Raw genomic sequence first — 25,830 nt, 5'->3', positions numbered from 1 at the left:
GATGCGCCTGACCGCCGGATCGCCCGCACGCCTCGGCGCAAGCTGGGACGGACGCGGCACCAATTTCGCGCTGTTCTCCGCCAATGCGCAGAAAGTCGAGCTGTGCCTGTTCGACACGCAGGGAAGGCGCGAACTCGAGCGTGTCGAGCTGCCCGAGCGGACCGAGGACGTCTGGCACGGCTATCTCAACGACATCTCGCCGGGCCAGCTCTACGGCTATCGCGTGCACGGCCCCTACGAGCCCGAGCACGGCCACCGCTTCAACGCCAACAAGCTGCTGCTCGACCCCTACGCCAAACGGCTCGCCGGGCGGCTGGTCTGGAGCGATGCCCATTTCGCCTATCGCACCGGCTCACCGCGCGAGGACCTCTCGTTCGATCGGCGCGACAACGCGCGCGGCATGCCCAAGGCCGTCGTCGTCGACGAGACCTTCAACTGGGGCCGTCGCGAGATCCGGCCGAACATCCCCTGGGAAGACACCATCATCTACGAGGCCCACGTCAAGGGCCTGACGCAGAAGCGCGACGACGTGCCGCCGAATTTGCGCGGCACCTATGGCGGCCTGTCGTCGCCGGCGATGATCGAGCATTTGAAAACGCTCGGCGTCACCACCGTCGAGCTGCTTCCGATCCACAGCTTCATCGACGACCGCATTCTGGTCGAGAAGAAGCTCGTCAACTACTGGGGCTACAACACGCTGTCCTTCTTTGCGCCCGAACCGCGCTACGCCCAGGACAATGCGCTCGATTCCTTCCGCACCACGGTCGCGCGCCTGCACGATGCCGGCATCGAGGTGATGCTCGACGTCGTCTATAACCACACGGCCGAAGGCAATCATCTCGGTCCGACCCTGTGCTACCGCGGCATCGACAATGCCTCCTATTACTGGCTGAACCGCGAGAACCCGCGCTATTACGACGACTTCACCGGCTGCGGCTCGTCGGTGAACCTCACCCATCCGCGCGTGCTCCAGATGGTGATGGATTCGCTGCGCTACTGGGTCGAGGTCTGCCATGTCGACGGCTTCCGCTTCGACCTCGCCACCACGCTCGCGCGCGGACCGAACGGCTATGATCGCGGCAGCTCGTTCCTGACGGCGATCCGGCAGGACCCGGTGCTGGCGGCGGTGAAGCTCGTCGCCGAACCCTGGGATCTCGGGCTCGGCGGCTACCAGGTCGGCGCATTCCCTTCCCAATGGTCGGAGTGGAACGATCGGTATCGCAGCGCCATGCGCCGCTACTGGAGCGGCGAAGGCAGCCTGATCGGCGACATCTCGAGCCGCATGACGGCGTCATCCGACCTGTTCAACCATGACGGACGGCGGCCGCGCGCCGGCATCAACCACATCACCGTGCATGACGGCTTCACGCTCGCCGACCTCTTCAGCTACAACGAGAAGCACAACGAGGCCAATGGCGAGGACAATCGCGACGGCTCCAGCGACAACCACAGCAACAATTGCGGTGTCGAGGGTCCGACCGACGATCCCGGGATTCTCGGGCTGCGGCGGCAGCTTCGCAAGAACGTGCTGGCCTGCCTGATGCTGGCGCAGGGCGTTCCGCTGATCCTGGCCGGCGACGAGGTCGGCAATTCGCAGTCCGGCAACAACAACGCCTATTGCCAGGACAACGAGGTCGGCTGGGTCGGCTGGGACAATCTCGGCAAGGACGGCGACGACATGGTCGATTTCGTCGCCGGGCTCGCGGAGATCCGCCGCCGCTTCTCGCAGCTTCGCAGCCATCGCTGGCTCGATGGCCGGCCCAAGGACGGCGTCTCCTACGGCGCGCTGTGGCTGACGCCCGCCGGCGACGAGATGACGGAGAACGACTGGAAATTTCCGGAAGGGCGGTTCCTCTCCTATGTGATGGGGCCGATGGAACCGGGGAGCGCCGCGATCTTTATCGTACTGAACGCCGCCCCCGAAGAGATCGCATTCAAATTGCCCAAAATGGCCGAGTACAAAAGCTGGCAGCAGATCCTGAACACCACCGATGCCAGACCGAACAGTGTTGATCTGCAGCCCGGAAGCGACAGCAAGGCGCCGCCGCGCTCCGTGCTCGCCTTCGCGGGGGCGCTATGAGACCATCCTTCGGGGCGAGGCCGACCAAGGACGGCGTGTCGTTCCGGCTGTGGGCGCCCGGTGCTCGCCGAGTCGATCTCCTGCTCGACAGAAGGCACGCGATGCAGCGCCGGCAGGATGGCTGGTATGTCGCCGAGATTGCCGGCCTGCCCGTCGGAAGTCCCTACCAGTTCAGGATCGACGACGAGATCGACGTGCCCGATCCCGCATCAGCCTTCCAGCCGGACGACGTTTTTGGCCCGAGCGAAGTCGTCGATCATGATGCCTTTGCGTGGCGCGCGCGCGATTGGCGCGGACGTCCCTGGGAAGAGACGGTGCTGATCGAGACCCATGTCGGCACCTTCACGCCTGAGGGCACCTACCGCGCCATGATCGACAAGCTCGATCATCTCGTTGCGACCGGGATCACCGCGCTGGAATTGATGCCGCTGGCCGATTTCGCCGGCCGCCGCGGCTGGGGCTATGACGGCGTGCTGTGGTACGCGCCCGACAGCGCCTATGGCCGGCCCGAGGACCTGAAGACACTGATCGACGAGGCGCATCTGCGCGGGCTGATGGTGTTCCTCGACGTCGTCTACAATCATTTCGGCCCCGAGGGGAATTATCTCGGCCGCTATGCGCCGGCCTTCTTCACCGATGCGCATACGCCATGGGGCAGCGCGATCGATTATCGCGTGCCGCAGGTCCGGGCCTTCGCGGTCGAGAACGCGCTGTCCTGGCTCACGGACTACCGCTTCGACGGCCTGAGACTGGATGCCGCCAATCACATCATGGCGATCCCGGGCGAGCAGTCGATGTTGCAGGATCTCAGCGTCGCCGCCGGCGAGCTTGCCAAGGCCACCGGGCGGCACATCCATCTCGTGCTGGAGAACGGCGACAACCGCGCCAGCCTGCTCGATGCCGCGCAGGATCCTCCCAACGGCAAATATCGCGGGCAGTGGAACGACGATTATCACCACGTCTGGCACGTGATGCTGACCGGCGAGCTCGCGGGCTATTACGCCGACTACCAGACGCCGCGCATGGATCTTGCGCGCGCGCTCGCGTCGGGCTTCGTCTACCAGGGCGAGACCTCGGAGTTCTGGGGCAAGAAGCCGCGCGGCGAGGCGAGCGGCGAGCTGCCGCCGGCGACCTTCGTCAACTTCCTGCAAAACCACGACCAGATCGGCAACCGCCCGCTGGGCGACCGGCTCGAGAGCCTGGCATCACCGCGGCAGATCGAAGCCGCACTCGCGGTGACCCTGCTCGCACCGATGGTGCCGATGCTGTTTCAGGGCGAGGAATGGGGCTCCACGGTGCCCTTCCCGTTCTTCTGCGATTTCCAGGGTGGCCTTGCCGATGCCGTCCGCAAGGGTCGCAAGCAGGAATATGCCTGGGCCTACGAGAAATACGGCGACGAGGTCCCCGATCCGCTCGATCCCAAAACGCTGCAATCGGCCGTGCTGGATTGGACCGGCCACACGCCGGAGCAGGATGCGCGGCTGGCGCTGGTGCGGGAGCTGCTCGCGCTGCGTCACAAGGAGATCGCACCGCGGCTGAAGGGTGCGAGGTTCGGCGATGCCGGGACGGCTGATAGCGGCCTGCTCACCGCGCATTGGCGCATGGGCGACGGCGCGAGGCTGCGCCTGACCGCCAATCTCTCGGACAAGGACATCGCACGTCCCAGCGACGCGACAGGCACGCCGATCTGGGGCTCTGTCAACGGCGATCGGCTCCCACCCTGGTCGGTGATCTGGCATCTCGGAGGTTAGCATGCCTCCTGCCATTCCTCTGGCGACCTATCGGCTTCAGCTCACCGCGGATTTCGACTTCGACAAGGCCGCCGCGATCGTGCCTTACCTCAAGGCACTCGGGATCACGCATCTCTACGCCTCGCCGGTGATGAAGGCGCGCAAGGGCTCGACCCACGGCTACGACACCGTCGACCACAGCCAGTTCAATCCCGAGCTCGGCGGCGAGGCCGGCTTTGCTCGATTGAGCGATGCCCTCACGCAGCACGACCTCGGCCTCATCATCGACTTCGTGCCGAACCATGTCGGCGTGCACTTTGCCGACAATCCCTGGTGGCTCGACGTACTGGAATGGGGCCAGGCATCACCGCACGCGGTTTCCTTCGACATCGACTGGGATCAACTGGCCTATCGTGCCCGCGGCGGCGTGCTGCTGCCGATCCTCGGCTCGCCCTATGGCGAGGCGCTGGAGCGCGGCGACATCGAGCTGCGCTACGATGCCGATGAAGGCAGTTTTTCCGCCTGGTATTTCGAGCATCGCCTGCCGATCGCGCCGGAACGCTATGGCGAAATGCTGCGCGTGATCGTGAAGGAAGCCGACGCCGCCGAGACCGAGGCCGGCAAGCGCCTGCTCGCGCTCGCGGCCCGCTACACCGGGCTGCGTCGCCCCAACCGCAGGGAAGCGCCCGGCTTCAAGGCGGAGCTCAAGGAGATCGCAGGCAGCGTCGACATCATCGAACGCGGTCTCGCCACCTATCGTTCCGCCAAGGATCGTCCGGCGCAGACGCTGGCGCTGCATCATCTGCTGGAGCGCCAGCACTACAAGCTCGGGCACTGGCGGCTCGCCTCCAGCGACATCAACTATCGCCGCTTCTTCGACGTCAACGGGCTCGCGGGCCTGCGCGTCGAGGACGCGAGCACGTTCGCCGCCACGCACCGGCTGGTGAAGCAGCTCATTGCCGACGGCAAGCTGCAAGGCATCCGCCTCGATCACATCGACGGCCTGCGCGATCCCGCACAATATTGCCAGCGGCTGCGCCGGCTGGTGCGCGACGCGCAAGGCAACACCAAACCGTTCTATACCGTGATCGAAAAAATCCTGTGCGAGCACGAGCGCCTGCCGCATTTCGCCGGCGTTCAGGGCACCACGGGCTACGAGTGGATGAACGTCATCACCCAGGTTCTGGTCGACGCGAAAGGGCTGGAGGCGCTGAACGAGACCTGGCGGCAGATCAGCAACCGCCCGCCGCGGCTGGCGCCTTACGTCAAGGATGCCAAGCGGCGCGTGCTGGAGACGCTGCTGACCAGCGAATTCACCGTGCTGACCCGCCTGCTCGCGCGGATCGCCAACGGGCATTACTCGACCCGCGACTTCTCCGCCGACAGCCTGCGGCAGGCACTCGAATTGTACGTGCTGCACTTCCCGGTCTATCGCACGTATTTGACGCATAGCGGCCCGACCGCGCTCGACCGCAAGCTGATCGACGACACCATCGAACGGGCCCGCGCGGAATGGTTCGCCGCGGATGAAGGCATCTTCGATTTCCTGCGCGATACCCTCACCATGGACCTGCTCAAGCCCGGCCGTCCCCCGCACAGCGCCCCGCGGGTGCGCCGCTTCGCACTGAAGGTGCAGCAGTTCACGGGACCGATGATGGCGAAGTCGCTGGAGGACACCGCGTTCTATCAATTCCACCGGCTGCTCGCCCTGAACGAGGTCGGCGGCGACCCCGCGAGCAACGGCCTCACGGTACCTGCCTTCCACGAGGCTATGCGCGCGCGTGCCAACGAATGGCCGCAAGGGATGACGGCGACCGCGACCCACGACACCAAGCGCGGCGAGGACGCGCGCGCGCGCATCGCGGCGCTCAGCGAGATTCCCGGCGAATGGACCAGCGCCGTGGCACGCTGGAAAGTCCTGAACGCGCCGCACCTCGCGCTCGACGGCAATCTGCGCGCGCCGTCGGCGACGTTCGAATACATGCTCTATCAGACCCTGCTCGGCGCCTGGTCGCTTGGGGAGACGGCCGATGCCGGCTTCGTCGAGCGCATCCAGGCCTATGCGCTCAAGGCTGCACGCGAGGGCAAGGAGGAGACCAGCTGGCTCAACCCGCACGAGGCCTATGAGAACGGCGTCGCGAGCTTCATCGCGAAGATCCTCGATCCAGCGCAATCCGGCGAGTTCCTGGAGGCGCTGCAAACCCTGGCACGCCGCGTCGCGCTGCTCGGCGCCTTGAACTCGCTGAGCCAGCTCACGCTCAAGGCGATGCTGCCCGGCGTGCCCGACTTCTACCAAGGGACCGAATATTGGGACCTGTCGCTGGTCGATCCCGACAACCGCCGCCCGGTGGACTTTGCCGCGCGGCAGACGGCGCTGACGTCACTGGAAGCGCCGGACTGGCGCGAGCGGATCAAGACCTGGCCGAACGGCCAGCTCAAGCTGGCCTGGACGCGGCACCTGCTCAAATTGCGCAACGAACTCGCCGATGTGTTCGCGCAGGGCGAGTATCAGCCGCTGCAGGTCCAGGGCGCGCACGCAGACCACATCATTGCCTTTGTCCGCCGACACGGCCGCGCGGCTGCGATCGTCGTGGTCGGGCGCCAGTTTGCGCCGTTCACGCAAGAGGGCCGACAATGGCCCGCGTTCGAGGACGTTGACGCGACGATCGACGTCACCGGCTACACCGGGCCGGGCCTTGCCGGCATTGAATTGCCGCTCGCGCAAGCCTTCCGGGATTTTCCTGCTGCGGTCATCGAAGCACGTGCCGCCAGCACGGCGAGACCCAGGCAACAGCGCGCTCGTACCTGACGGCTACTTGCCCCCGTCCTTGGTCAGCAGCAGCTGCCCGCGCTTGCGGATGGTCGCCTGCGCCATCTCGGCGAAGCGCTGCAACAGCCATGGCAACACCACCTCAACCTTGACGTGGTCGTCGGCGACATCGACCTGGCCGCTTGCGATCTGCCCGAGCGCGCGGATGCGAAAATTCATGCTGTCACCGTTCCAGCGCTCCTCCTCGACCTGCATCACGGGAATGCTGGCTGCGGCGCGGCCGAGCCCGGTCTTGAGCCGGCGCACGGCTTCCTCGCGGCCGAGACGATGCGGAATGGAGACGACAAGCGGTGCTGACATGGCGCTGCCCTGTGGTGACTGATCCTCACATAGTCATGCCGCCTGGACTAGCAAAGGTTCCATGCAAGTTGGGCCCGTTCGCCGTGTTTCATCGTGGGAACTATAGAACCTGCGGCAAGTTGCCCTCGCACCACGGGACAGGTGCAAACGACCCTTTCAACAAAGGGCTGGAGGAGACTAGCATGTCTATCGGTACGATCATTCTGATCATTTTGGTCATCGCGCTGCTCGGTGGCTTCAGCGGCATCGGCGGCGGCCCGTTCTACGGCACCGGCTATTACGGCGGCGGCGGCCTCGGGCTCGTCATCGTCATCCTGCTGATCCTGCTGTTGCTCGGACGGATCTAGCGCAAGGAGCTGTAGCGGCTTCGTAGGGTGGGCAAAGGCGCAACGCGCCGTGCCCACCTCTTCGCCGCAATAAGAAAGCTGGTGGGCACGCTTCGCTTTGCCCACCCTACTTCTTCTTCCCCGCGAGCTTCTTCGCCGCCGCAGTGATCGATGTGGCCGCGTTGTCATAGCCATCCCAGGCTTTCGAGCGCGCCAGCAGACCCGGCACCGTCCGCACCGTGTACCGCTTCGGATCGAGATCGCCCTTCACCTGCGCCCATGTCACGGGCATCGACACGGTCGCGCCATCGCGCGCACGGGGTGACAGCGGAGCTACCGCCGTCGACAGGCGGTCATTGCGCAAATAATCCAGGAAGATCTTTCCGTTGCGCAGCTTCTTCGACATGTTGAGCAGATAGCGCTCGGGATTGTCGTCGGCCATCCACTGGCAAACGCCTTGCGCGAACGCCTTGGCCTCCTTCCAGCTCACCTTGTCGCGCGCGCCGTGGAGCAGCGGCACCACCACGTGCAGGCCCTTGCCGCCGGTGGTCTTGCAAAAGCTCTCCATGCCGACGTCGGTGAGGCGCTGCCGCATCTCCTTGGCGGCGTCCACGACATCGGCGAATTTGACGTCCGGCGCGGGATCGAGATCGAACACCAGCCGGCCCGGCGTATCGTAGGCGTCCGGGGCACAATTCCAGGGATGCAGCTCGACGCCGCCGATCTGCGCGACCGCGGCGAGCCCCTCGACGCGATCGATCTGCAGGTACGGCTTGCGATCGCCCGAGACCTTCGCGAGCTCCAGCAGGTTCGACGTGCCCTGCATGGCATGGCGCTGGAAGAATTTTTCGCCGCCGATGCCATCAGGCGCGCGCAGGATCGAACAGGGCCGGCCCTTGATGTGCTCGATCATCCAGGCGCCGACGGCCTCGAAATAGCGCGCGAGATCGAGTTTTGTGACGCCCTCGCCGTCGCCGCCATCCGGCCACAGCTCCTTGTCCGGCTTTGAGATGACGACACCCATCACCTCGGCCGTGCCGGCATCCTTCCGCTTGCCTGCCTTCGGCACGGCACGCTTCCTGGCCGAGGGCTTTGCGAGTTCGGTATCAGCGGGTGTTTCCGCCTCGACCTCCTCGGCCGGCTTGTCCTGCCGCAGGCCCTTGAAGGCGGCCTGGCGGATGTTGCCGTCGGCGGTGAAGCCGGCGAACTCGATCTCGGCGACGAGCTCCGGCTTCAGCCAGTGCACGTCGCGCGTCTTTTTCGGCGCGTTCTTGCCGCCGAAGGGGCTTTGCCTGGCCTCCATGGCCTTCAAGGACGGCATGATGCGCTTGACCCTGTCCGCGCCGAAGCCGGTGCCGACCATGCCGACGAAGGCAAGATGATCGCCGCGGTGCACGCCGGCCATCAGCGAGCGGAATTTGCCGTTGGTGGTCTTCCAGCCGCCGATCACGACCTCATGGCCGGCGCGGCATTTGGCCTTGGTCCAGCTTTCCGTTCGCCCCGAACGGTAAGGCCCATCGAGCTTCTTCGACACCACGCCTTCGAGCTCGAGTTTGCAGGCCGATTGCAGCACGGCATCGCCGCTGCTCTCGAAATGCTCGACATAGCGGATTTGGCTCGATTTCTTCTTGCCTGCGTCCAGGACTTGCCTGAGGCGGTCCTTGCGCTCGCCGAGTGGCAGGCGCCGGCAATCGAGCCCCTCGGCGAATAGGAGGTCGAACGCAAAGAAGATCAGGTCCTCGGTCTTGCCGTCCGACAGCGCGGCCTGGAGCGAGGAGAAATTCGGTGCGCCGTTGTGATCGAGCGCGACGATCTCGCCGTCAATCATGGCGTCGGGAAGCTCGCCCGCCTCCTTCGCGATGGCTGCGAACTTGTCGGTCCAGTCGAGGCCCTTGCGCGTCTTCAGCGTCGCCTCGCCGTCCTCGACGCGGAGCTGGACGCGATAGCCGTCGAACTTGATCTCGTGGCACCAGCCGTCGGCCGCCGGCGGCCGCTCGACCGGGGTGCAGAGCTGCGGCGCGACGAAGTCCGGCATCTCCGAGACTTTTTTCGCGGTCGTCGCGGTCGTCGCTTTCTTCTTTGCGCCCGTCCCGCGCTTCAACGCCGCACCGGGCGCCGGCCTGACCGTGCGCCCTTTCGGCTCCTCGGCACGATTGGACTGCCAGACCGCATCGGCCTTGACCTTGGCACCCTTCACCAGCATGAACGGTTTTGGCGCGCGACCCTTGCCATCGGCGATCTCTGCCATCGCGCGGCCGGAGGCCACCGACTTGTCCTCGCTGAGAATGTCGTCGCTCTCGCTGGCATATTCGTCGCGATGCTTGATCAGGAGCCAGTTGGTGCGTTTGCCGCCGGTGCGGTCATGCCTCATCCGCACCAGCACCCAGCTTCCATGCAGCTTGTCGCCGTGGAGCGTGAACTTGAGGTCGCCCTTCTGGAAGCTGCGCTCGGGATCCTCGGACTCCCAGGTGCCACGGTCCCAGAGCATGACCGTGCCGCCGCCATACTGCCCTTCCGGAATCGTGCCTTCGAAATCGCCATAGTCGAGCGGATGGTCCTCGACCTCGACCGCCAGCCGCTTGTCATGCGGATCGAGCGAGGGTCCCTTGGTGACCGCCCACGACTTGAACACGCCGTCGAACTCGAGCCGCAGATCATAGTGCAGTCGCGTCGCATCGTGCTTCTGGATCACGAAGCGCCGCTGCGCCGATGGCGCCACCGCGGTCTTGCCCGACGGCTCCGGTGTCTTCTCGAAATCGCGTTTCTGTCGGTAGGTGGAGAGTTTTCGCAGCACGACCGATCCCGCATTCTCTTTCGGCGTTGAAGCCTATCACGGCGGAAGTCCCACCCGGAACCAAAACCCGATGGGGCTGTTGGGGTTCCAAAATGCCTTGAAACGCTGGAGAACGGAATGGCCCCGCGCGCCTATTGGAAGGGAACGTTAAAGCTCTCGCTGGTCAGTTGCCCGGTCGCGCTTTATCCGGCGACCACCGCGGCCGAGAAGACGCGGTTTCACATGATCAACCGCGAGACCGGAAACCGGCTCAAGCAGCAGATGGTGGACTCCGGGACCGGTGACGTGGTCGAGAGCGGCCAGAAGGGACGCGGCTACGAGCTGCGCAAGGGCAAATATGTCGAGATCGAGCCGGAGGAGCTCGAGGCGGTCCAGATCGAAAGCAACCACACCATCGACATCGAGAGTTTCGTGCCGAGCGACGAGATCGACCAGCGCTATCTCAATCATCCCTATTATATCACGCCCGACGGCAAGGCTGCGGTCGATGCTTTTGCCGTGATCCGCGACGCCATGAAGGACCAGGACCGCGTGGCGCTCGCCAAGATCGTGCTCACCAACCGCGAGCACATCATCGCGATCGAACCGCTCGGCAAGGGCCTGCTCGGCACCACATTGCGCTTCCCCTACGAGCTCCGCGACGAGGACCAGTTCTTCGACGGCATCAAGAGCCCCAAGATCACCAAGGACATGGTCGAGCTCGCCGGCCACATCCTGCGTACCAAGGCCGCACATTTCGACCCGAGCAAGTTCAAGGATGAGTACGAGACCGCGCTGAAGGCGCTGGTGAAGCGCAAGGCCAGCGGCAAGACAATCGAGCTGCCGGAGCGCGAGGAGCGGCCGAGCAACGTCGTCAGCCTGATGGACGCGCTGAAGCAGAGCTTGAAGGGACGCGGCGGGAAGAAGACGGCGGCGAAGTCCCATGCGCGTCGCGCCACCGGGCGCCAGCGAGCGGCGAAGAAGACGCAGCGCTCGACGGCGCGGCAGAGGAAGGCGGGGTGATTTCGCCGCGCGACCCACTCTCTGCCCTCATGGTGAAGAGGCGCGAAGCGCCGTCTCGAACCATGCAGGCCTCGCTGCTGCAGCCGGGCCTTCATCCTTCGAGACGCGCGTTCCGCGCTCCTCAGGATGAGGATCGAAAGCTAATCCCCCGCCTTCAGCCGGTACCCGATCCCGGTCTCCGTCAGCACATAGTGCGGGCGTTCGGGATCGGCTTCGATCTTCTGGCGGAGCTGGCGGACATAGACGCGCAGATATTGTGCGTCGGTGAGCTCGTCCCAGAGCTCCTTGAGCAGGAACCGATGGGTCAGCACCTTGCCGGCGTGCTGCACCAGCACGCGCAAAAGATCGTACTCCTTCGGTGACAGCTTTATCTCGCGCTCGCCGACCTTGACGATGCGACGCACGAGATCAACCGAGAGATCGCCCGTGCGGAACACCGGACGCTCGCCCTTCACCTGGAGCTGGTGCCGCAGCGCCGCGCGCAGGCGCGCCAACAGCTCGTCCATGCCGAACGGCTTTGTCAGATAATCGTCGGCGCCGAGATCGAGCGCCTGCACCTTGCCGGCCTCGTCGCCGCGGCTCGACAGCACCACGATCGGCACGCCCTCGTTGCGGCCGCGGATGGTGCGCAGCAACTCGTGGCCCTGGATGTCGGGCAGGCCGAGATCGAGAATGATCAGCGCGGGTTCTTCCGCGAGCTTCTCGAGCGCGGTCTTGCCGTTCGACGCTTCCAGGATCTCGTAGCCCTGCGTCGAGAGTCCCATCCGCAGCAATTTTCGGATCGGCGGCTCATCGTCAATGACCAGAACCTTGATCGGGGCGGCACTCATGCGGCTGTATCCAATGCGTGGGTCCGAGCCGGAACGGGCAGTCGGATGGTGAGGATCGCGCCGCTGCGGTCGCCGCGGTTGGCGGCCGAGATCGTGCCCTGCATCGCCTCGACGAAGCCGCGGGAGATGGCGAGCCCCAGCCCGGTGCCGGGACGGACATGGTCGCCCTTCTGCACGCGATAGAACTTGTCGAACACGCTCTCGAGCTCGTCAGGCGGAATGCCGCCACCCTGGTCGGCGATCTCTAGCACAACATGATTCCCCTCGCGCCGGCTGCGGATCGAGATCGTTGTATCGGGCAACGAATATTTCGCGGCATTGTCGAGCAGATTGAACAACACTTGCTCGAACAGCACCGCATCGAGCTGAAGCATCGGCAGATCGGCGGCCAGCACCAGTTCCACCTTGTGCGCCGTCAATATCTTGCTCGCACGCCGCAGCGCGCTGCCGACGATCTCGCCGAGATCGTGCAGTGCCGCGTTGGGCACGATGGCGCCGGATTCGAGCTTTGTCATGTCGAGCAGATTGGCGATGAAGCGGTTGAGGCGCTCGGACTCGTCGATCACGGTGGCGAGCAGATCGCGCTTCTCGGTGTCGGACAAGGCACCGGCGAGATCGCGCATGGTAGAGGCCGCGCCAAGCACGGAGGCGAGCGGCGTCTTGAGATCGTGCGAGATCGAGGTCAGCAGCGCAGAGCGCAACCGCTCGGATTCGACGGTGCGCTTGACGCGATCCACGTCCTCGACCAGCAGCACGCGCTCGATTGCCAGTGCGCCCTGGTCGACGAGTGCATCGAGCAGCCGGCGCTGGTCCGGGGTCAGCAGCGGACCGGTGCGATCATTGTCGATACCGATGACGCCGATCGGACCACGCCCGGTGCGCATCGGCAGGAACAGGCGCTTGGCGCCGGGCAGCGTGTCCGAGCCGCGGCCGGCGGGACGATCGTTGCTCCAGGCCCAATTGGCGGCGGCGAGATCGGCCTGGTCGATCTGGTCCTCGGGCGGATAGCCGGACTTCACCGTGAGCAGCCCTTCCTCCGGCAGCAGCAGGACCACGCGAACCTTCAGCATCAGCGCGGTTTGATAGGCAGTTGCCCAGAGCACGTCGTCGAGCGTCCCGGTGCCCGTGAGCTTGCGGCTGAACGCATAGAGCTGCTCGGTCGTGCGGATGCGGCCGAGCGCGGTGTCCGCCTGCGTGCGCACCCGCCCGGCGACGTTCGACACCACGAACGCGATCAACATGAAAAAGAAGAACGCCGCGACATTGGTCGGGTCGGTAATGGTGAAAGTGTAGACCGGCGGCAGGAAGAAGAAGTTGTACGCCAGCGACGCCGCGACGCTCGCAAGGAGCGACGGCCACAACCCGTAGCGAACAGCCACGGCGACAACCGCGGTCAAGAACATCAGGTCGACGTTCTCGATACCGAAATACGGCTTGATGGCCACCGCTGCGGCAAGGCCGAGCGCGGTGATCCCGAGCGCCTTCAAATAGGGACGTGCATCAAACGCCTCTGCCCGTGCCGCCGTCTGGACCGCCGTCTTCGGCGCCGGCTCGGCCGCGAGCTCATCGCCGGGAATGACGTGAACGCTGATATTGCCGGAACTGCGCACGAGATCATGTACGACGGAGCCGCGCGTCAGTTCGAACCACCGCGAGCGCGTCGATTTCCCGATCACGATCTGGGTGACGTTGTTGCCTTGCGCGAAGTTGATGACGTCGTCGGCGATGCGGCGGCCGACAGCGGGAATGGTCAGCGCTTCACCGCCCAGCGATTCGGCAAGCCGCAGCGTATCGGCGAGACGGTCGCGCTCCTCGTCTGAAAGCTGGAGCGACCGCCGGGTCTCGATCGAGATCGCGGTGAATTGCGCATGCAGCCGGTCGGCCAGCCGCTTGGTGTAGCGCACGAGCCCGGCCGCGCGCGGATCCTCGCTGATGCAGACGAGGATGCGCTCGCCCGCGGCCCAGGGGCCGGCGATGGCATTCGCCTGCATGTGATTGAGAAGCTGCTCGTCGACCCGCTCGGCCGTACGCCGCAGCGCCAGCTCGCGCAACGCGGTCAGATTGCCCGGCGAGAAATAGTGCTCCAGCGCCCGCTCGGCCTGCTTGGGCACATAGACTTTGCCCTCCCGCAGCCGCTGGATCAAATCGTCGGGCGTGAGGTCGATCAGCTCGATCGCATCGGCGCGGTCGAAGACCGAGTCCGGCACTGTCTCGCGCACCCGCACATGGGTGATCTGGGCGACGACGTCGTTGAGGCTCTCGATATGCTGGATGTTGACGGCGGTGTAGACGTCGATACCGTGGGACAGCAGCTCCTCGACGTCGAGATAGCGCTTGGGATGGCGGCTGCCGGCGGCATTGGTGTGAGCGAGCTCGTCAACCAGCGCGATTCGAGGGCGGCGCTCGATCACGGCATCGAGGTCCATCTCCTCGACGCTCTGGCCGCGGTAATCGAACCTCTTGCGCGGCACCACCTCGAGCCCGCGCACCAGCGCCTCGGTCTCGGCGCGGCCATGGGTCTCGACAAAGCCGACCACCACGTCGATGCCCGCCTTGCGCCTGGCATGGGCGCTTTGCAGCATCTCGTAGGTCTTGCCGACGCCGGGGGCGGCGCCGACGAAGATCTTCAGCTTGCCGCTCGCGCTCTCCTCCCGACGCGCGGCTTCAAGCAGCGCCTCTGGGGACGGACGTTGTTCGGGATCGCGGCGCTCTCGGACCATCAGGCCAATATAATCATCCGCCCGCCCCCAGCCTAGACCGCTACTTCGCGGTGGCGCGATCGAGCGCGAGGTTCAGTGCCAGAACGTTAACCCGCGGTTCGCCGATCAGGCCGAGCAAACGGCCCTGGGTGTTGGAGGCCACGAGCTGCTTGACCTGAGCGTCCGGCAGATTCCGCGCCTTCGCCACCCGCGGCACCTGAAATTCAGCCGCTTCCGGCGAGATGTCCGGGTCGAGGCCGCTGGCCGAGGTGGTGACCAGGTCGGCCGGCACGGCGGCGTTCGGATTTTCAGCCTTCAGCTTGTCCACATCCTCCTTGAGCCGGTCGGCCAGCGCCTTGCTGGTCGGGCCAAGGTTGGAGCCGCCCGAGTTGGCCGCGTTGTAGGGCGCCGACACAGTCTTGGTCGAATCATTCGGGTCCGGCGCCAAAGTCGCCGAGAGGCGGCCGTGGAAATATTTGTCCTCCTTGAACTCCTGCCCGATCAGGGCGGAGCCGATCACCTTGCCGTCCCGCTCGATCAGGCTGCCCTGCGCCTGTGAGGGGAAGATCGCACCGGCAATAGCGGTCATTGCGAGCGGATAGGCCAGGCCGGTGATGGCGGTGAGCACCAGCAGCAGGACGATGGCGGGGCGAATTTCTCTGAGCATGTTAGGTCTCCAAATCTTTCGTCATTGCGCGGGGCGCGGTGCGCCCCGCGACGACGATCAAGCCAGATGCAAGGCGGTGACGACGAGGTCGATCGCCTTGATGCCGATGAAGGGAATCACGATGCCGCCGAGGCCGTAGATCAGGAGGTTGCGCCTCAGCAATGCCCCGGCACCGACCGCGCGATAGGCCACGCCCTTCAGCGCCAGCGGGATCAGCGCGATGATGACCAGCGCGTTGAAGATGATCGCCGACAGGATGGCGCTCTGCGGGCTCGACAGGTTCATGACGTTGAGCACGTTGAGCTGTGGGTAGAACGCCAGGAACATCGCCGGGATGATCGCAAAATACTTTGCGACGTCGTTGGCGATCGAGAACGTCGTCAGCGCGCCGCGCGTCATCAGCAGCTGCTTGCCGATCTCGACCACCTCGATCAGCTTGGTCGGGTTGGAATCGAGGTCGACCATGTTGCCGGCCTCGCGGGCGGCCTGGGTGCCGGTGTTCATGGCGACGCCGACGTCGGCTTGGGCGAGCGCCGGCGCGTCGTTGGTGCCGTCGCCGCACATGGCGACCAGCTTGCCCTTGGCCTGCTCGTCGCGGATCAGCTTGAGCTTGTCCTCGGGCGTTGCCTGCGCGAGGAAATCATCGACGCCCGCCTCCGCCGCGATCGCAGCGGCCGTCATCGGGTTGTCGCCCGTAATCATGATGGTGCGGATGCCCATGCGGCGCAGTTCTGCGAAGCGCTCGCGGATGCCGCCCTTGACGATGTCCTTGAGCTGGATGACGCCGAGCAGCTTGCCGTCCTTGGCGACCGCAAGCGGCGTTCCGCCTGCTTTCGAGATCTCGTCGGCAATGGTCTGGACTTCACGGCCGGCGTCGGAAAGCACCGCAGGCTGGATGGCGCGCGCGGTGTTGCCGGAGGCAACGGCCAGCGGCGCACCGCCGCCGACATAGTTGAGCATGGCATCGACCGCGCCCTTGCGCACCGACGAGCCGCCGGCATCGACACCGCTCATGCGGGTTTGTGCCGTGAACGGAATGAAGGTGGCGCCAAGCTCGGCCATGTCCCGGCTGCGAATGGAATACTTCTCCTTCGCCAGCACGACGATGGAGCGGCCTTCCGGCGTCTCGTCGGCGAGCGAGGCGAGCTGCGCCGCATCGGCGAGCTCCTGCTCGGTGACGCCGCGCACCGGGCGGAAGGCGGTCGCCTGACGGTTGCCGAGCGTGATCGTACCGGTCTTGTCGAGCAGCAGCGTGTCGACGTCACCGGCAGCCTCGACCGCGCGGCCGGACATCGCCAGCACGTTGAAGCGGACCAGGCGGTCCATGCCGGCGATACCGATCGCCGACAGCAGCGCGCCGATCGTGGTCGGGATCAGCGTCACGAACAGTGCGACCAGCACGACCACCGAGATCGAGCCGCCGGCATAAGCCGCATAGCTCGGAATGGTGACGGTGGCGAACACGAAGATGATGGTGAGGCCGGCGAGCAGGATGTTGAGCGCGATCTCGTTCGGCGTCTTCTGGCGCTCGGCGCCCTCGACCAGCTTGATCATGCGGTCGATGAAGGTCGAGCCTTGCGCGGCCGTGATGCGGACGCGGATCCAGTCGGACTGCACCTGCGTGCCGCCGGTCACCGCCGACCGGTCGCCGCCGGACTCGCGGATCACGGGCGCGGACTCGCCGGTGATGGCGGCTTCGTTGACGGAGGCCACGCCCTCGATCACCTCGCCGTCGGATGGGATGACGTCACCGGCCTCGACCAGCACGATGTCGCCGACCTTCAGGCTGGTGCCCGGTACCAGCGTGAAGGCCTGGCCCGCGCCGCTCAGGAGCTTGGCCTGGCTCTCGGTGCGGGTCTTGCGCAACGATTCGGCCTGTGCCTTGCCGCGGCCTTCGGCCACCGCTTCGGCGAAATTGGCGAACAGCACCGTGAACCAGAGCCAGAGGATGATCTGGAAGGTGAACCCGAGATTCTCGCCGCCGCTGACGAGGTCGCGCAGGAAGATCACCGTGGTGAGCGCGGCCACGATCTCGACCACGAACATCACGGGGTTCTTGATCATCAGCCGCGGGTCGAGCTTGGTGAAGGACGCGCTGATCGCGGGCAGAACGATCTTGGGATCGAGCATTGCCGACATCGGGGCACGTTTTTGCAGTTTCATCGTATCCATGGAGGTCACTCCAAACAATCAGAAGACGTTGCCGGCGTTCATCGCGAGTTGCTCGACGATCGGGCCGAGCGCGAGTGCCGGGAAGAAGGTCAGGCCGCCGATGATCAGGATCACGCCCACGACGAGGCCGACGAACAGCCCACCCGTGGTCGGGAACGTGCCCGCCGACGGCGGGATCGACTTCTTGGCGGCCAGCGAGCCCGCAATCGCCATCGCCGGAACGATCATGAAGAACCGGCCGACGAACATCGCGGACGCGAGCGTGAGGTTGTAGAACAACGTGTTGCCGGTGAGGCCCGCGAAGGCCGAGCCGTTGTTGCCGGTCGCCGAGGTGAAGGCGTAGAGCACCTCGGTGAAGCCATGCGGGCCGGCATTCGCCATGGAGGCGACCGCCGCCGGATAGACCACGCCGACCGCGGTCCAGCCGAGATACATCAGCGGCAGCACCAGGATCGCGAGCATCGCCATCTTGACTTCGCGCGCCTCGATCTTCTTGCCGACATATTCCGGTGTGCGGCCGACCATCAGGCCGGCGACGAAGATCGCGAGCACGACGAACAGCAGCATGCCATAGAGGCCGGCGCCTACGCCGCCGATGATGACTTCGCCGAGCTGCATGTTGATCAGCGGGATCATGCCGCCGAGCGCGGTGAAGCTGTCATGCATGGCGTTGACCGCGCCGCACGAGGCGGCCGTGGTCACCACGGCGAACAGCGAGGATGCGACGATGCCGAAGCGAACTTCCTTGCCCTCCATGTTGCCGCCGGTGAGGCCGAGCGCATGCATCATCGAGGTGCCGTTGGCTTCTGCCCAGTAGGTGATGGAGACACCGGCGACGAACAGCACGCCCATCACCGCGAAGATCGCCCAGCCCTGGCGCTGGTTGCCGACCATGCGGCCGAACACATTGGTCATGGCCGCGCCGATCAGGAAGATCGAGAGCATCTGCACGAGATTCGACAGCGCGGTCGGGTTCTCGAAGGGATGGGCGGCGTTGGCGTTGAAGAAGCCGCCACCATTGGTGCCGAGCATCTTGATCGCGACCTGCGAGGCCACCGGGCCGACCGCGATGGTCTGCTTGGCGCCTTCGAGCGTCGTGGCCTCGACGTAATCGCCGAGCGTCTGCGGGATGCCCTGCCAGACCAGGAACAGCGTGTAGACGACACAGATCGGCAGCAGCACGTAAAGTGTCGTGCGGGTGACGTCGACCCAGAAATTGCCGACCGTGCGCATCGAGGCGCGCGAGAATCCGCGGATCATGGCCACCGCGAGCGCGATGCCGGTCGCCGCCGACAGGAAATTCTGGTGCGTCAGGCCGAGCATCTGCACGAGATAGGATACCGTGCTCTCGCCGCCGTAATTCTGCCAGTTGGTGTTGGTGATGAAGGAAATCGCGGTGTTGAAGGAGAGATCCTGGGCGACCGCGCCCTGCCCGGCCGGGTTGAACGGCAACACCGCCTGAAGCCGCATCACGCCGTAGATGATGAGGAAGCCGCCGACATGGAACAGCAGCATCGAGACCGTGTAGGTCAGCCAATGCTGCTCGCGCCTCTCCTCGACGCCGGAAAACCAGTAGATGCCGGCCTCGATCGGCCGCAGCACCGGCGACAGGAACGTCCGCTCGCCGTTGAACACAGCCGTCATGTACCCGCCGAGCGGTTTTGTCAGCGCGACGATAATCGCGCAAAAGAGAATGATCTGGAGCCAACCGATCATAGTCATGGCATCAACCCTTTAGGACGTTTGTCCTGCGCAGGAGCGGCAGGATCAGGGCAAGCAGGCACGCCACCAGCGCGGCGTCCGCGAGCAGCAATTCGAGAAGCAGCAGCACGGGTCAGAACCGCTCGGGCCGCAGCAGCGCATAAGTGAGGTAGAACAGGAGACCGAGCGAGACGACGGCGGCGAGCGAATAATCGAAGGTCATGGTCCGCTCCCTCACAGCCGTTCGCAGGCGTAGGTGTAGCCGATTGCGAGCGCGAAGAAGCCAAAGCCCAGCGCCAGCATCAGAATGTCCATCATGGGAATGCTCCTCGTTGCAGCTTTATGTCGGACGCAACCGTTTCTCAGGCGTCCGGCGAGCGCGTGGAACGAAGGAAATGCAAAGCATTTCCACGGCACCAGCCGGGACTTTTGACCGTGTTGAAGTGCCACCACCGGCATAGGTTTTCGAGATGAGGCCTATGGCGAAGTTATATGAATTCCATAAAGGCCGACGCGTCGTGGCTGTCCGCCATGTGGCGCCAACATTGTATTCCGGGCGGTCGTTCCGAGCAGGCAGCGCAGCGACACAAGCCACCGTTGCTTTCACTACCGTTGTTAAGGCAGGCCATGGCCAGGGTCTTTTCAAAAAGCCCTGCTTCTATAAGCCTCGACCTTCGGCGGCGACGGCGGCCGGGGATCTGTCGCTCTTATCCGGAAGATTCCGTGCACTTATGAAATCCTTATATCTCCCGTCCCGCCCCCATCTCGTTTTCAAATGCGCTTCCAGCCATCTTGGAGAGGCCGGCCGACTGACCGACGCCAATTCCAGGAGGCCTGACATGACCGCCGTTCTCCGACGCCTTGCCCCACCTTCCCTCAACCAACTGCTTCGCGCGGCACCGGCAATGACGCGTCCGCTGATGCTCGACATCATCGATCAGGCCTGCCGGCGCTTCCCGTCGCGCGGGCGGAGCGAGCGCAGTGCGCGTATCACGCGCCTGGTCGATGCCGAGGCCTGGACCGACGCCGCGCTGGCGCTGATCGAGTTCGAGCTACCGATGTGGCAGGTCCGCCGCATCGCCTATGACGAGGGCGAGTGGCATTGCGCGCTGTCGCGCGAGCGCGAATTGCCGGACTGGCTCGACGCCGCCGTCGAAGCCCGGCATGCCGATCTCGCACTGGCCTTGCTGTCGGCCTTCATCGAAGTACAGGCATTGGCCGTGGAGGTATCGCGGCCGAGCGTTCCCACCGTGCGCCCCGCCCCGGACCCGCTCTATCAGCCGGTCGCTTGCGAGAATTTCAGCTAGGCCAAGCGGAGGTTCGCGCCTTGCCGCAATCTTCAGACATGTCGCGGGGCCTCAGCCCGACGCGGTTGATCGCGCGCTTTGCCGTCCGCATCGCACTGCTCGTCGCCTTTGCAGCCTTCGGCAGCGTCGGCTTTGCACGCAGCCTCTCCGCTCTGCTCTGGATGTCGATCATCCTGTGCGCCCTCGCCGGCCTCGTCAGGCGCGAGCCGCTGTTCGGTGCCGTCCTCAATCATTGGGACGAGGGCGTTGCCTTCGGCGCCCTGTTCGCGCTGGTTCAGGTCGTCAACGAGCTGGCCTGAACATCGGGCTTTATGACCTTCCTATGAGATCGTCGCGCAGCCTCACTCGAAATCATATTCGCTTGAAAAGATATTGATCGGGTGGTCGCGGGACACGCACCCGCCGCCCGCGTCAATCGGAAGGAATACGAAAGTGAAACTCGTCGAACCTCCCTCGTGCAGCTCTCCCTCGACCATCGTCTTCATCGGCCGCAACCACAGGGGACAGTGGGTCGCCCAGCAGCAGAACGGCCTCTACGGTGGCCTCTTCGTCAACCGCGCCCAGGCCATCAAATATGCGCTGTTCGAAAACGGACAGCATCCCGAGACCATCATCGAGCTGCCGCGCGAGATCGAGCTCGACATGGGCAGCAGGCCCGATGCCGCCGCTCCCAAGCGCGCCGCCTGAGCTCCTCGGCAAAAACCATGTTCATCCCACCCTCCGCCTGGTTCACCGGGTTCATACCGGACCTGCCGACGCCGTTCGATTCGGCCGACGCGATCGACCTGAAGGCGTTCGCCGCGCTCTGCGAGCGTCAGATCGCAGCCGGCGTACCCGCACTGGTGGTGTGTGAGACCGCCGGCGAGGCACCGACGCTCTCGCCGGCCGAGCAGGCGCTGATCATTCGCACCGCGGTCGATGTCGCGCGTGGCCGCGTGCGGATCATTGCCGGCGCCGTGTCGAATTCAACGAGCCACGCCATCGAACTCGCGCGGCGCGCGGAGGCTGGCGGCGCCGATGCCGTGATGTCGGTCGTGCCCGCCTACAACAAGCCGATGCAGGAAGGAATGCTCGCGCACTTCCGCGCCATTGCCGGCTCGATCGGCCTGCCCGTGATCCTGCACGACGCGCCCTCCCGCACGCTGCGCCTGCTCGCCGACGAGACGCTTCTGCGTCTCGTCGAATCGCGCCAGTTCGTCGGCTTGCGCGATGCGAGTGGCGACATCACCCGTCCGATGCGCCTGTCCCGCCGCCTGCCTGCCGGATTCCGCTGTCTATCCGGCGACGACAGCACCGCCTTCGGCTTCATCGCGGACGGCGGCGATGGCGCGATCTCGGAGGTTGCCAACGTCGCGCCGGATCTCTGCCGCACGATTTTTTCGCATGTCAGGCAGGGCCGGCTGCAATCCGCCCGCTACCTGCACAGGCGCCTGATCCCCTTGATCGCCTGCCTCGGGAAGGAGAGCCCGGCCGCACTCAAATGTGCACTCGGCGTGCTTGGCCTGATGTCGTCCGCCACAAGGCTTCCGATCGTTCCGCTGGACGCAGCCGCGCAGAGGGAAGTGGTACGCGCATTCGCCGCGCTCGCCGACGAGGAGCTGATCGACCGCGTCGGCGCCTGAGGCGTCGCACGGCATCCGGGTATCCCCATGCGGCAGTCAATCGAAAGGCCTCACAGGCTGCTCCGCGCCTGGCAGCTCGCGCTGCTGCGATTTGCCGTGACGCTCGATGAGTCCGACAGGCTTAATGTCGCCGCGCTCGCGGCGGAGCTCGATCATCTGGGCGGCGGCGCCAGGGACTCCCTCCACTTCTTTCGGCGGACCAGCTCGCAACTCTGTGCGGCCATCAGCGGGCAGCGGCAGAGTGTGGAAGCGACGCTGGAATGCTTCTGCAAGCAGATCGAGGAACCGCGGCTGCGGAACGCCTTTGCCGCAGCGATCGGGATGACGCATTCGGATCCTGCGCCGTCTCAGGCCCGGCCGAAGCGGAACCCCGGTCTCTTCAGAGGGCTGCCGGCGCGACGGTCGGCATCCTTATAGCATTCCTATACTGCTGCCTCGGCGCTCATCTCGCAATCCTACGCAACGATGGACATCATAGGAGGCAGATCGCGGCGGCCTCGGCCGCCGCCATGCTGACGAAGGAATGCAGACATGTCGATGCTGACACATGGCGTTGAGCGCTCCCTTGGCTGGGCCGAACGCCCCGCACGGATCTCGCCGGAGCGCAAGGCGCAGCTCAAGCGCATCGCGCTCAGCGCGCTGACCCTGCTCTCGATGGGCAGCGTGCTCGCAGCGCTGATCGCGCTGAAGACCGCGATCTATGTCTGGCACCTCCACGCCTGACGGCATGGGAGACCATCATGACCTTGCAGATGTGTGAGGAAGCCGCCATGGCCGCGATCGCCCTTCAAGCCGCGCGTCGCCAGCCCGAGCGACCGACAATGGCCGCGTCCGCGGCGTGCCTTGGACCGATCGACCCGGATGTCATAAGCACCGCCATCCCCGCCTTCTTCATCGGGCGCAACGGCGCCGGCCTCTGGGTCGCGCGCGAGGCGCATGGACGCATCGGCGGTCTCTTCCTGTTCAAGAGCTCAGCGGTCGATTTCGCCAACCGGCAGAGTGGCCTCGCAAGATGCGCGTTGGTGTTTCCCGCCGAGACCTTCGAGCTCGATATCGAGAACCGCGGCAATCCGCTGATTGCGCTGGCGGAGGGCGCGAGGCGGCTCCTGGCCCGCGCGGCGGCAAGGCTGCGGACATGATCGAGCTCAAGATCGCCATCCTGGTTGCGGTGATGGGTGCATTGCTGCTCGGCATGCGCATCGGCGTCGCGCCTGCCTCGGACAAGTAGCATGCAGCTCCTCAAGGGAAATCTGGAGCAGGCGGTCACGACGACGATCCTGACCATGACGCTGAGCCTGATCTGGGGCGCGATCCTGACAATCGTGATCACGCTCGTGGCACGCGGGCTGGGAGTTTAGAACCCGGCACATCGATAGACCGTGAATTGACCATGGCTGCCTACGAGGCGAGCAGCCGGGCGCATAGCGCCGTCGCGCGATGCTCGCCTGAGGCCGCGTATCCCCGCGAAAAGATCTGGCCGATCTGGCGCTATTTCACGGAACCGTGTAGATCGGTTTCATGAGCACAAGCAGCGTCAACGTCGTCGCCCACCCCCTGGTCCAGCACAAGCTCTCCCTCATGCGGGAGAAGGACCGCTCGACCAAGAGTTTTCGCGAGATCCTGAACGAGATCGGGATGCTGCTCGGCTACGAGGTGACGCGCGATCTGCCTTTGGAGCTGGTGGAGATCGAGACGCCGATCTCGCCGATGCGGGCACCGAAGATTGCCGGCAAGAAGCTCACGCTGGCGCCGATCCTGCGCGCCGGCGTCGGCTTCCTCGACGGCATGCTGGCGCTGATGCCCTCGGCGCGCATCGCCCATATCGGGCTCTACCGCGATCCCGAGACATTGCAGGCCGTGGAATATTACTTCAAGGCGCCGCAGGACCTGTCCGACCGCACCGTGATCCTGATGGACCCGATGCTGGCGACCGGCAACTCGGCCTGCGCCGGCGCCTCCCTGCTCAAGGCGCGCGGCGCCCGCGACATCCGCTTCGTCTGCCTTCTGGCCGCGCCCGAAGGCATCGCGCAGTTCCAGAGCGAGCATCCCGACGTGCCGATCTGGACCGCCGCGATCGACGAGCGGCTCAACGACCACGGCTACATCGTGCCGGGCCTGGGCGATGCCGGCGACCGGATGTTCGGCACCAAGTAGACAGATTTGCGCGATCGGGTTAGTCCGGTTGCCATGAGCGTCGACCAATTTTCGCTTCAATCGCTGATCGGTGCCGAAGGCGCCGAGCCCGCCTTCGTGTTTGACGGCAGGCCGGTCTCGCGCGCGGAATTCTCCGGGAAGGTCGAGCAGACCGCCGCATGGCTTACCGCACAAGGCATCGGCCAGGGCGACGTGGTCGCGGTCTGGCTCGTCAACCGGGTCGAATGGATCGCATTGCTGTTCGCCGCCGCCCGCTGCGGTGCGATCGTCGCCGCGGTCAATACCCGCTACCGCAGCGCGGAAGTCGGCCATCTGCTCAAGGTGTCCGGCGCCAGGCTGATGGTGGTCGAGGCCGCGTTCCGCTCGATCGATTTTGCCGCCATCCTCGCCGAGGTCAGCAGGGACGAAGTGCCTGCGCTGCAAAGGCTCGTGATGGTCGGCGGGGATGCGATCCCCGCTCACTGGCCCTGTGCGCGCTTCGATGCGTTCGAGACGTCCTATCCGCCAGCCCCGCCGGCGCAGGACGATGTCGATCTGCCGGTGCTGCTCTATACGACATCGGGCACGACCAAGGGACCGAAGCTCGTCGCGCATTCGCAGCGGACGCTCGCCACGCACGCCGCCTCCGTCGCCAAGGCGCTCAAACTCTCGCCACAGCGCCATTCGCTGCTGGCCATGCTGCCGTTCTGCGGCACCTTCGGCATGACCAGCCTGCTCGGCTTCATCGCAGCCGGCGCGACCATCCATGTGCTCGATGCTTTCGAGGCGGCATCAGCGTCGAAGGTCCTTGGCGAACACAAGATCACGCACGCCTTCGGCTCCGACGAGATGTTCCGCCGCATCCTCGCGCTCGCCGACACACCACGGCCATTCCCGCATCTCGAAGTCTGCGGCTTCGCCGCGTTCCAGCCCGGCTGGCGTGAGCTCGCCGCGGAGGCCGAGGCGCGCGGCATGCCGCTGTTCGGCCTCTACGGTTCGAGCGAGGTGCAGGCGCTGTTCTCGATCGCCCGCCCCGGTGATGCCTTCGCCGATCGCATCGAAGGCGGCGGCTGGCCGATGTCTCCCGGCGCGAAGGTGCGCGTGCGCGATACCGAGACCGGGGAGCTGGCGGCGCAAGGCATCTCCGGCGAGATCGAGATCAGCGCGCCCTCGTGCTTCCTCGGCTATTTCAACAACCCGGATGCGACGCGCGATGCGATCACTGCCGACGGCTTCTTCCGCACCGGCGATATCGGCCGCCTGCGCGGCGACGGCGCCTTCGTCTACGAGACCCGCGCGGGCGATGCGATGCGGCTCGGCGGCTTCCTGGTTGCGCCGGGCGAGATCGAGGACGAGCTCAAAGCCTGCACGGGGGTTGCCGACGCCCAGGCTGTCGCGATCGATCTTAGGGGTCAGGCGCGCTGCGTCGCCTTTGTGATCCCGGCCAAGGAGCCGCCGCAGCAGGAGATGCTGGTGGCGCGCCTGCGCGAGCGGCTCGCCGGCTACAAGGTGCCGGCCCGAATCTATATCGTCGACGCTTTCCCCGTCACCGACAGCGCCAACGGTGTGAAAATCCAGCGCGCCCGGCTTCGCGCCATGGCAATGGAACGGATCGCCGCCGAATAGGCCGGCCTGTT

Annotated in this window: 24 protein-coding genes; 14 read left to right on the top strand and 10 right to left on the bottom strand. The window is 65.4% G+C overall.

The window, feature by feature from the left end; translation table 11 throughout:
- Nucleotide 1: 1 nt before the first annotated feature.
- The 3 genes from glgX to treY are packed head-to-tail and all read left to right on the top strand — an operon-like array spanning nt 2 to nt 6,619.
- A complete protein-coding gene (gene glgX / locus IVB46_RS17780; RefSeq protein ID WP_166344014.1) occupies nt 2-2,080 on the top strand; it encodes a glycogen debranching protein GlgX in 2,079 nt (692 codons plus the stop codon).
- Nucleotides 2,077-3,831 carry a malto-oligosyltrehalose trehalohydrolase gene (treZ, locus tag IVB46_RS17775; RefSeq protein ID WP_247304364.1) on the top strand — a complete coding sequence of 585 codons (1,755 nt, stop codon included), beginning with the start codon at nt 2,077-2,079 and terminating at the stop codon, nt 3,829-3,831. Before glgX ends, treZ begins: the two co-directional genes overlap by 4 nt.
- Nucleotide 3,832: 1 nt before the next feature.
- Complete coding sequence (treY, locus tag IVB46_RS17770; RefSeq protein ID WP_247304367.1) at nt 3,833-6,619, top strand: malto-oligosyltrehalose synthase; 2,787 nt, start codon at nt 3,833-3,835, stop codon at nt 6,617-6,619.
- A gap of 3 nt (nt 6,620-6,622) precedes the next feature.
- On the opposite strand, the gene IVB46_RS17765 is transcribed toward treY, so the two are convergent.
- Nucleotides 6,623-6,940: a polyhydroxyalkanoic acid system family protein gene (locus IVB46_RS17765; protein WP_085405235.1), complete on the bottom strand. Its 318-nt coding sequence runs from the start codon at nt 6,938-6,940 to the stop codon at nt 6,623-6,625.
- A 182-nt stretch (nt 6,941-7,122) separates the two neighbouring features.
- Between IVB46_RS17765 and IVB46_RS17760 the strand changes: the two genes are divergently transcribed.
- Complete coding sequence (locus IVB46_RS17760; RefSeq protein ID WP_007595743.1) at nt 7,123-7,287, top strand: DUF3309 family protein; 165 nt, start codon at nt 7,123-7,125, stop codon at nt 7,285-7,287.
- Between the two features lie 106 nt (nt 7,288-7,393).
- Here IVB46_RS17760 and ligD read toward each other — a convergent pair whose 3' ends face one another.
- Nucleotides 7,394-10,060 (bottom strand): DNA ligase D, encoded by a 2,667-nt coding sequence (gene ligD, locus IVB46_RS17755; protein ID WP_247304369.1) that lies wholly within the window; start codon nt 10,058-10,060, stop codon nt 7,394-7,396.
- Between the two features lie 117 nt (nt 10,061-10,177).
- On the opposite strand from ligD, the gene IVB46_RS17750 reads away from it, so the two are divergent.
- Entirely contained in the window at nt 10,178-11,062 is an 885-nt protein-coding gene (locus IVB46_RS17750) for a Ku protein (protein WP_247304371.1), read from the top strand.
- Between the two features lie 140 nt (nt 11,063-11,202).
- On the opposite strand, the gene IVB46_RS17745 is transcribed toward IVB46_RS17750, so the two are convergent.
- The 7 genes from IVB46_RS17745 to IVB46_RS17715 all read right to left on the bottom strand — a co-directional run bounded on the left by IVB46_RS17745 (nt 11,203) and on the right by IVB46_RS17715 (nt 19,590).
- The gene (locus IVB46_RS17745) at nt 11,203-11,892 is read right to left on the bottom strand and encodes a response regulator transcription factor (protein WP_247304373.1); all 690 of its coding nucleotides are present in this window, start codon (nt 11,890-11,892) and stop codon (nt 11,203-11,205) included.
- Nucleotides 11,889-14,612 carry a sensor histidine kinase KdpD gene (locus IVB46_RS17740; RefSeq protein ID WP_085405238.1) on the bottom strand — a complete coding sequence of 908 codons (2,724 nt, stop codon included), beginning with the start codon at nt 14,610-14,612 and terminating at the stop codon, nt 11,889-11,891. Before IVB46_RS17740 ends, IVB46_RS17745 begins: the two co-directional genes overlap by 4 nt.
- Nucleotides 14,613-14,652: 40 nt before the next feature.
- On the bottom strand, nt 14,653-15,258 hold the full coding sequence (locus IVB46_RS17735) for a K(+)-transporting ATPase subunit C (RefSeq protein WP_208088428.1): 606 nt from the start codon (nt 15,256-15,258) through the stop codon (nt 14,653-14,655).
- Nucleotides 15,259-15,315: 57 nt separating this feature from the next.
- The gene (gene kdpB, locus IVB46_RS17730; RefSeq protein ID WP_247304375.1) at nt 15,316-17,430 is read right to left on the bottom strand and encodes a potassium-transporting ATPase subunit KdpB; all 2,115 of its coding nucleotides are present in this window, start codon (nt 17,428-17,430) and stop codon (nt 15,316-15,318) included.
- An 18-nt stretch (nt 17,431-17,448) separates the two neighbouring features.
- Entirely contained in the window at nt 17,449-19,152 is a 1,704-nt protein-coding gene (kdpA, locus tag IVB46_RS17725; protein WP_247304377.1) for a potassium-transporting ATPase subunit KdpA, read from the bottom strand.
- 112 nt (nt 19,153-19,264) lie between these two features.
- Nucleotides 19,265-19,354, bottom strand: coding sequence for a K(+)-transporting ATPase subunit F (locus IVB46_RS17720; RefSeq protein WP_041953522.1), 90 nt, complete (start codon nt 19,352-19,354; stop codon nt 19,265-19,267).
- Nucleotides 19,355-19,365: 11 nt separating this feature from the next.
- On the bottom strand, nt 19,366-19,590 hold the full coding sequence (locus IVB46_RS17715; protein WP_085965673.1) for a hypothetical protein: 225 nt from the start codon (nt 19,588-19,590) through the stop codon (nt 19,366-19,368).
- 380 nt (nt 19,591-19,970) lie between these two features.
- Between IVB46_RS17715 and IVB46_RS17710 the strand changes: the two genes are divergently transcribed.
- The 4 genes from IVB46_RS17710 (at nt 19,971) to dapA (ending at nt 22,060) form a co-directional block, all read left to right on the top strand.
- Nucleotides 19,971-20,438, top strand: a complete 468-nt coding sequence (locus IVB46_RS17710; RefSeq protein ID WP_247304379.1) for a hypothetical protein — start codon at nt 19,971-19,973, stop codon at nt 20,436-20,438.
- 20 nt (nt 20,439-20,458) lie between these two features.
- Nucleotides 20,459-20,737, top strand: a complete 279-nt coding sequence (locus IVB46_RS17705; RefSeq protein ID WP_081369150.1) for a hypothetical protein — start codon at nt 20,459-20,461, stop codon at nt 20,735-20,737.
- Nucleotides 20,738-20,870: 133 nt separating this feature from the next.
- A complete protein-coding gene (locus tag IVB46_RS17700; protein WP_063981387.1) occupies nt 20,871-21,125 on the top strand; it encodes a hypothetical protein in 255 nt (84 codons plus the stop codon).
- A 17-nt stretch (nt 21,126-21,142) separates the two neighbouring features.
- Entirely contained in the window at nt 21,143-22,060 is a 918-nt protein-coding gene (dapA, locus tag IVB46_RS17695; protein WP_247304381.1) for a 4-hydroxy-tetrahydrodipicolinate synthase, read from the top strand.
- A gap of 36 nt (nt 22,061-22,096) precedes the next feature.
- Here dapA and IVB46_RS17690 read toward each other — a convergent pair whose 3' ends face one another.
- A complete protein-coding gene (locus tag IVB46_RS17690) occupies nt 22,097-22,390 on the bottom strand; it encodes a hypothetical protein (protein ID WP_166344033.1) in 294 nt (97 codons plus the stop codon).
- Nucleotides 22,391-22,591: 201 nt separating this feature from the next.
- Here IVB46_RS17690 and IVB46_RS17685 point away from each other — a divergent pair, with 201 nt between their 5' ends.
- The 5 genes from IVB46_RS17685 (at nt 22,592) to IVB46_RS17670 (ending at nt 25,819) form a co-directional block, all read left to right on the top strand.
- A complete protein-coding gene (locus tag IVB46_RS17685) occupies nt 22,592-22,783 on the top strand; it encodes a hypothetical protein (RefSeq protein WP_063981384.1) in 192 nt (63 codons plus the stop codon).
- A 17-nt stretch (nt 22,784-22,800) separates the two neighbouring features.
- A complete protein-coding gene (locus IVB46_RS17680; protein WP_247304383.1) occupies nt 22,801-23,199 on the top strand; it encodes a hypothetical protein in 399 nt (132 codons plus the stop codon).
- A gap of 90 nt (nt 23,200-23,289) precedes the next feature.
- On the top strand, nt 23,290-23,418 hold the full coding sequence (locus tag IVB46_RS44895) for a hypothetical protein (protein ID WP_256376468.1): 129 nt from the start codon (nt 23,290-23,292) through the stop codon (nt 23,416-23,418).
- Between the two features lie 160 nt (nt 23,419-23,578).
- Nucleotides 23,579-24,214, top strand: coding sequence for a uracil phosphoribosyltransferase (gene upp, locus IVB46_RS17675; protein WP_085405247.1), 636 nt, complete (start codon nt 23,579-23,581; stop codon nt 24,212-24,214).
- A 33-nt stretch (nt 24,215-24,247) separates the two neighbouring features.
- On the top strand, nt 24,248-25,819 hold the full coding sequence (locus IVB46_RS17670) for an AMP-binding protein (protein WP_247304385.1): 1,572 nt from the start codon (nt 24,248-24,250) through the stop codon (nt 25,817-25,819).
- The last annotated feature ends 11 nt before the right edge of the window (nt 25,820-25,830 follow it).

The sequence above is a fragment of the Bradyrhizobium sp. 61 genome, from assembly GCF_023073075.1.
Taxonomy (GTDB): Bacteria; Pseudomonadota; Alphaproteobacteria; order Rhizobiales; family Xanthobacteraceae; genus Bradyrhizobium; species Bradyrhizobium barranii.
This window is presented reverse-complemented; position numbering and strand designations above follow the sequence as displayed.

Excerpts from the sequence above, each read along its gene's own strand:
- glgX (WP_166344014.1), top strand. The coding sequence starts at position 2 with ATGCGCCTGACCGCCGGATCGCCCGCACGCCTCGGCGCAAGCTGGGAC.
- treZ (WP_247304364.1), top strand. The coding sequence starts at position 2,077 with ATGAGACCATCCTTCGGGGCGAGGCCGACCAAGGACGGCGTGTCGTTC.
- treY (WP_247304367.1), top strand. The coding sequence starts at position 3,833 with ATGCCTCCTGCCATTCCTCTGGCGACCTATCGGCTTCAGCTCACCGCG.
- IVB46_RS17765 (WP_085405235.1), bottom strand. The coding sequence starts at position 6,940 with ATGTCAGCACCGCTTGTCGTCTCCATTCCGCATCGTCTCGGCCGCGAG.
- IVB46_RS17760 (WP_007595743.1), top strand. The coding sequence starts at position 7,123 with ATGTCTATCGGTACGATCATTCTGATCATTTTGGTCATCGCGCTGCTC.
- IVB46_RS17750 (WP_247304371.1), top strand. The coding sequence starts at position 10,178 with ATGGCCCCGCGCGCCTATTGGAAGGGAACGTTAAAGCTCTCGCTGGTC.
- IVB46_RS17745 (WP_247304373.1), bottom strand. The coding sequence starts at position 11,892 with ATGAGTGCCGCCCCGATCAAGGTTCTGGTCATTGACGATGAGCCGCCG.
- IVB46_RS17740 (WP_085405238.1), bottom strand. The coding sequence starts at position 14,612 with ATGGTCCGAGAGCGCCGCGATCCCGAACAACGTCCGTCCCCAGAGGCG.
- IVB46_RS17735 (WP_208088428.1), bottom strand. The coding sequence starts at position 15,258 with ATGCTCAGAGAAATTCGCCCCGCCATCGTCCTGCTGCTGGTGCTCACC.
- kdpB (WP_247304375.1), bottom strand. The coding sequence starts at position 17,430 with ATGGATACGATGAAACTGCAAAAACGTGCCCCGATGTCGGCAATGCTC.
- kdpA (WP_247304377.1), bottom strand. The coding sequence starts at position 19,152 with ATGACTATGATCGGTTGGCTCCAGATCATTCTCTTTTGCGCGATTATC.
- IVB46_RS17720 (WP_041953522.1), bottom strand. The coding sequence starts at position 19,354 with ATGACCTTCGATTATTCGCTCGCCGCCGTCGTCTCGCTCGGTCTCCTG.
- IVB46_RS17715 (WP_085965673.1), bottom strand. The coding sequence starts at position 19,590 with ATGCCGGTGGTGGCACTTCAACACGGTCAAAAGTCCCGGCTGGTGCCG.
- IVB46_RS17710 (WP_247304379.1), top strand. The coding sequence starts at position 19,971 with ATGACCGCCGTTCTCCGACGCCTTGCCCCACCTTCCCTCAACCAACTG.
- dapA (WP_247304381.1), top strand. The coding sequence starts at position 21,143 with ATGTTCATCCCACCCTCCGCCTGGTTCACCGGGTTCATACCGGACCTG.
- IVB46_RS17690 (WP_166344033.1), bottom strand. The coding sequence starts at position 22,390 with ATGCGTCATCCCGATCGCTGCGGCAAAGGCGTTCCGCAGCCGCGGTTC.
- IVB46_RS17685 (WP_063981384.1), top strand. The coding sequence starts at position 22,592 with ATGTCGATGCTGACACATGGCGTTGAGCGCTCCCTTGGCTGGGCCGAA.
- IVB46_RS17680 (WP_247304383.1), top strand. The coding sequence starts at position 22,801 with ATGACCTTGCAGATGTGTGAGGAAGCCGCCATGGCCGCGATCGCCCTT.
- IVB46_RS44895 (WP_256376468.1), top strand. The coding sequence starts at position 23,290 with ATGCAGCTCCTCAAGGGAAATCTGGAGCAGGCGGTCACGACGACGATC.
- upp (WP_085405247.1), top strand. The coding sequence starts at position 23,579 with ATGAGCACAAGCAGCGTCAACGTCGTCGCCCACCCCCTGGTCCAGCAC.
- IVB46_RS17670 (WP_247304385.1), top strand. The coding sequence starts at position 24,248 with ATGAGCGTCGACCAATTTTCGCTTCAATCGCTGATCGGTGCCGAAGGC.